This window comes from Dietzia aerolata (genome assembly GCF_014144865.1).
GTDB lineage: Bacteria > Actinomycetota > Actinomycetes > Mycobacteriales > Mycobacteriaceae > Dietzia > Dietzia aerolata.
Genome location: NZ_JAALDM010000176.1, coordinates 1 through 4,923, shown reverse-complemented (window position 1 = coordinate 4,923; position 4,923 = coordinate 1). Strand labels below are relative to the sequence as shown.

Sequence of the window (4,923 nt, the reverse complement as noted above, 5' to 3'; positions counted from 1 at the left end):
TCCACTGCCCCGCCGCCCGAGTGGCCTCCCGAGCCCCCCGCGCCCGGTCTGTCCGCGCCCGAGTCCCCCACGCCCAGCACGAGCCGCACCGTGTGCGCGGGGAACCGCCACCGCTCGCCGGCGGCCAGGACGTGGATGCGGCCCTCCATCTTGAGGTGGAGGTGGAGGGTCACAGGGTCGCGTCCGTACTGGTCAGGGCATACGACGACGACGAGGTTCTTCCCCCTCGACCGGACGTCCTCCACTCTCCGACCGACCAGGTCGACCGCGGAAAATCTCGGAACCCGCAGTTCGGCCCGGGTCAGGACGCGATCTCTGAGCGCCTGCCTCATGTGTGCGGCCGCCCGGTAGACGGTGTCGCCTTCAGGCACCGGTCACCAGTCCAGTCGGCTGCAGGCCACCACGCCGTCGGCTTCCAGTTGCACGGTGACGTGTACGAGTCCGTGCCGTTCGCGGAGGGTGCGTTGGGCGGTGTCGAGGATGTCGGCGTTGTCCGAGCCCGGGTCCACGACCATGTGGACGGTGGCGACGTTCATCCCGGAGGTGAGGGTCCACAGGTGGAGGTCGTGCACCTCGGTCACGCCGTCGATCGCGGCGAGGTCATCGGTCACGTCGGCGGGGTCGATCCCGTCGGGTGCGTGCTGCGCCAGGACCGCGAGCACTTGCCGCCCGAGGGCGACGGCCCGGACGACGATGAACACCGCGATCGCCACGGCCACGACGAGGTCCCAGATCGTCGAGCCGGTCACCCGGATGAGGATCGCCGCGGCGATCACGCCGACCGAGCCGGCGGCGTCCGCGAGAACCTCGAGGTAGGCACCCCGGACCGCCAGGCTTTCGGTGGAGCCACTGCGCAGCAGGAACAGTGAGATGAGGTTGACGACCAGGCCGAGCACGCCGACGAGGAGCATCGTGCCCGTCGCGACGTCAGCGTCTGAGCCGAGTCTGCCGACCGCTTCGACCAGGACGTACACGCCCATTCCGAGCATGATGAGCACGGCCAGGCCGGACGCGAAGATCTCGACGCGGTAGTGCCCGTAGGTGCGCCGCCCGGTCGAGTCGGGGCGGGTCGCGATGATCGTGGCCAGCAGCGCGGCGCCCAGTGCCACCACGTCGGCGCCCATGTGGCCGGCGTCGGACAGCAGCGCCAGCGAGCCCGAAAGCAGGCCGGCCACCAGTTCGACGGCGAAGAACGACGCCGTCAGGACAAAGGCCAGACCCAGCCGAACCCTGAAGCGGGCACCGGCATGCCCGGTCACGTGCTCCCCACCGATTCCATGGGAATGTCCCGCACCCATCGTCAATCACCTCCTCGGCTCGCGCGAGCCTGACGTATGCATCAATGCGCATACCTTAACGCATCTTGTCGGCCCGAGTCCAGGGCCGGCAGCTTCCCCTGGGGTTAGCCTTGATGACATGGCGCCGGCAGCGTATGTCCTGGTCCGCAGCGATGACCTCCGTCTCTCCCCGGAGTTGGGCGAGTACGTGAGGCGCGTCGATGAGTCGTTGGAGCGCTACGGCGCAGAGATCCTGGTCCAGAACCTGCCGGCCCGGGTGATGGAGGGTGCGTGGGATGGATTTGTCACGCTCCTGAGATTCTCGGATGTGGCCGCCGCCGAGCGATGGTACGACTCTCCCGAGTACGTGGCGGTGCGCCATCTGCGGCAGTCGTCGTCGACTCCGACCGCCATCATCGTGGAGGGCGTCGGCCCGGGGCACCGCTCGGCGGACCTCGCCGCGCTCTTCTCGTTGCCCTGAGATTCCCCTGCCTTGATATCCACTGGCCTGATATTCCACGTGCCTGAATGTGCCCGGCCTGACCTCCCGCGGCGATCAGCGTCGGATGCGCAGGCCCTTGGGCGTGATGCCGAATCCGGCGGACTGGAACGCCGCGGAGTAGGACGAGGCATGCACGGTGTCGCCGGCCAGGGTCGTCACGGTCAACTGCCCAACCCCTCCGGAGCGGACGGCATCGGCCAGCGCCACGGCTGCCAGCGCCACGGCGTCGTCGCGGTCATCGCGGTCACCGAATACGAGGACTGTCCTGCCTCCCCGCTCGACGAACAGGACCAGCAGTCCGTCGACCAGCACGACGAGTGCGCCCGCCTTGCGGCCCGGACGATGACGCGGTGCACCTGAGTCCGAGTCGGGCGCCAGCGCGTCCGGCCACGGCAGCGCGGCGCCATACGGGTTGGCCGGGTCCGTGGCGGCAAGGACTCTGACTACGGGTGCGTCGGTGCCGGAGGGCCAGGGGGTGTCGTCGGCCGTGTCATCGAAGGCCCGCAGTCGGTCGATGGTGCTGCCCGAGGCGAACTGGGCGGCGCCGAGGCCTTCGACGAAGTAGCCGCGCCGGCAGTGTCCGGCGTCCTCCATCTGGGCGAGCACCTTGTACACGGCCGCGAATCCGCCCGGGATCTCCTCTGCCTCGACCGCTCCCCTGGTCACCACGCCGTGCCGTGCCAGCAGGGACTCCGCCCAGGCATGCGCCCGCAGGGTGGCGTCGGCGACCGGCTCTGGGGTGAGCGACCAGCGTCCCGCCAGCGCCGGCGGGGTGCGGCTGCCGGCGGACATCGCCCCGGATAGCTGCGCCATGGAGGTTCGGCCCAACCGTGCCCGCCGCGGACGAGCCGAGGAACGGGATGCACGATGCGCCGTGCCCGCACCGGACGGGCCACCGCCAGCCAACACCGCGCGCAGCGGCGCGAGGGTGTCGTTGGTGACCGCGCCGTCCCACACCAGGTCCCACAGTGCATAGCGGACGGCGCCCTCGGTCACCGCGATGGCTGGGGATGCGGGGGCGGGCGCAGCCCCGTTGGACGCGGTCTCGTTAGGCGAGGTCTCGTTGGGCGAGGTCTGGTCAAGCGCGGATTGGCTGGACTCGGCGGGAACAGCTGGGTCGGCGGGAACAGCTGGGTCGGCGGTGGCCAGCTCCTCCTTGACGCGGGCGACGACGTCGCGGAAGAACAAGGCGCCGCCCCGAAGTGCGTCGACCACGGCGAGGTGTACGGGCCCCTCCACCGGCGGCCGGTGCAGCGGCAGGGTGAGCTCGGCGGAGTCCGACGGATGTAGAGAGACCCAGCCGTCCCGGGCGCCCGCCCGGCCGCGGCCGCACCAGATGACCTCGCCGCCCGCCAGGAGTTCGTCCAGCATCACCGGTGAGTAGTCGCGGACCCGGGATGCAAGGACGAGTGGTTCGAGCGCGGAGGCCGGGACGGCAACACCGTCGAGTTGCTCGATCACCGCGAGCACGCCGTCGACGCCGGACTCGGTACCTGCCACTACGCCGTTCCCCGTGGCGGGTTGAGTGCCGGGCTGTGCGGCGGTTCGGGCAGCGGGTCCGGCGGCGGGTCGGGAGGCTGACTGGGTGCCCATAGCCTGCCAGGTGGGCAGGAAGCGGCCGAGTGTCGAGTGTGAGACCGGCTCGATCTGGCTGCGCAGTGCCGCGAGCGACCGGCGACGGATGCGGCGCAGCACCTCGGAGTCGCACCACTCGGAGCCCGTCGCCCCGGGACGGAACTCGCCGGCGAGCAGATCGCCCGACGCGGTCAGACGATCCAGCACGCCCCGGGCAACGGCGACGCCCAGCCCGAAACGCTGCGCCACGGCATCCGCGGTGAACGGCCCGTGCGTCCGCGCATACCGGCGAACGAGCTCGCCGAGCGGATCTGCGACATCGCCGAGGAACGCCGACGGCACCCCGACCGGCGGGGGCACGCCGAGACCGTCCCGCAGACGGGCCACTTCCTCGACCACCGCCCACCACGACGTGCCGCTGTGCTCGACGGGAACCACACGGCCGGCGCCGGCCAGCGAATCGAGCCAGGCGAGCACGGTCGCCGTGTCGGCCGGGCCGGAGGTGTCCTGGGCCGTTGACCGCTCCGCGATCTCGTCGAGGGTGAGCGGGCCGAGAAGGCGGAGCAGATCGGCGACGCCCTCGGCGTCGCGGGCGGCGCGCTCCGGTTCGAGATGTTGGAGGCGGCGCTCGACCTCGTCGAGGACCTCGGCGTCGAGAAGCTCACGCAGCTCGACCCGGCCCAGCAACTGCCCGAGCAGCGTGGGGTCGATGCTGAGCGCCGCGGCACGCTTCTCGGCCAGCGGCGAGTCGCCCTCGTAGACGAAGGCGCCCACGTAGTCGAAGAGCAGGGACTGCGCGAACGGTGACGCACTCGGGGTGTCCACCTCGACGAGCCGCACCGTGCGCGAGGCGATCTCACCCAGCACCCGCTCAAGTGCCGGCACGTCGTAGACGTCCTGCAGGCACTCGCGCACGGCCTCCAGGATCATCGGGAAATCCGGGTATTTCCGGGCGACGTCGAGCAGTTGCGCCGACTTCTGCCGCTGCTGCCACAACGGTGCCCGCCTGCCCGGATCGAGCCTCGGGAAGAGCAGTGCGCGGGCGGAGCACTCCCGGAAGCGCGAGGCGAACAACGCCGAACCGCCCACGTGCCGGGTCACCAGGTCCACGGCCTCATCCGGATCGATCGCGAAGGTCTCGGCACCCGGCCGGGTCAGGGTGGTAGCGGGTGAACGGTCGTTGTCGTCGTCATAATTGTTGTTGCCGAGGCCGCCGTCGCCACCCATGTCGGGGACCCGCAAGATGATGCCGTCGTCGGAGACCACCGGCACCGCGTCGAACCCGTGCGCGGCGGCCAGCCGTGCGCGCACCGCCTCCGCCCACGGCCAGTGCACCCGCGCACCGAACGGCGAGTGCAGCACCACGCGCCAGTCCCCCACCTCGTCGCGGAAACGCTCCACCACCAGGGTGGTGTCGCTCGGCACGTGACCCGTGGCCTCGCGCTGCTCGGCGAGGTACCTACGCAGGTTGGCGGTGGCGTTGGCGTCGAGCCCCGCGGCGTCCAGGCGGGCGGTGACCGACGCGTCGTCCCCACCGGCGACCTCCCGCAGGAACCCGCCCATCGCGCG

Annotated in this window: 4 protein-coding genes; 1 reads left to right on the top strand and 3 read right to left on the bottom strand. The window is 71.1% G+C overall.

Annotated elements, in window-relative coordinates:
- Together G6016_RS11080 and G6016_RS11075 are read right to left on the bottom strand one after the other, a co-directional pair.
- A partial coding sequence (locus G6016_RS11080) for a DNA-formamidopyrimidine glycosylase family protein (RefSeq protein ID WP_338403586.1) occupies positions 1–371 on the bottom strand: 371 nt, incomplete at its 3' end.
- 3 nt (positions 372–374) lie between these two features.
- Entirely contained in the window at positions 375–1,298 is a 924-nt protein-coding gene (locus G6016_RS11075; RefSeq protein WP_182632710.1) for a cation diffusion facilitator family transporter, read from the bottom strand.
- Between the two features lie 118 nt (positions 1,299–1,416).
- Between G6016_RS11075 and G6016_RS11070 the strand changes: the two genes are divergently transcribed.
- Positions 1,417–1,758 carry a DUF1330 domain-containing protein gene (locus G6016_RS11070; protein ID WP_182632709.1) on the top strand — a complete coding sequence of 114 codons (342 nt, stop codon included), beginning with the start codon at positions 1,417–1,419 and terminating at the stop codon, positions 1,756–1,758.
- A 75-nt stretch (positions 1,759–1,833) separates the two neighbouring features.
- Here G6016_RS11070 and G6016_RS11065 read toward each other — a convergent pair.
- Positions 1,834–4,923: DNA glycosylase AlkZ-like family protein (locus G6016_RS11065; protein WP_182632708.1), on the bottom strand; the 3,090-nt coding region annotated here is incomplete at its 5' end.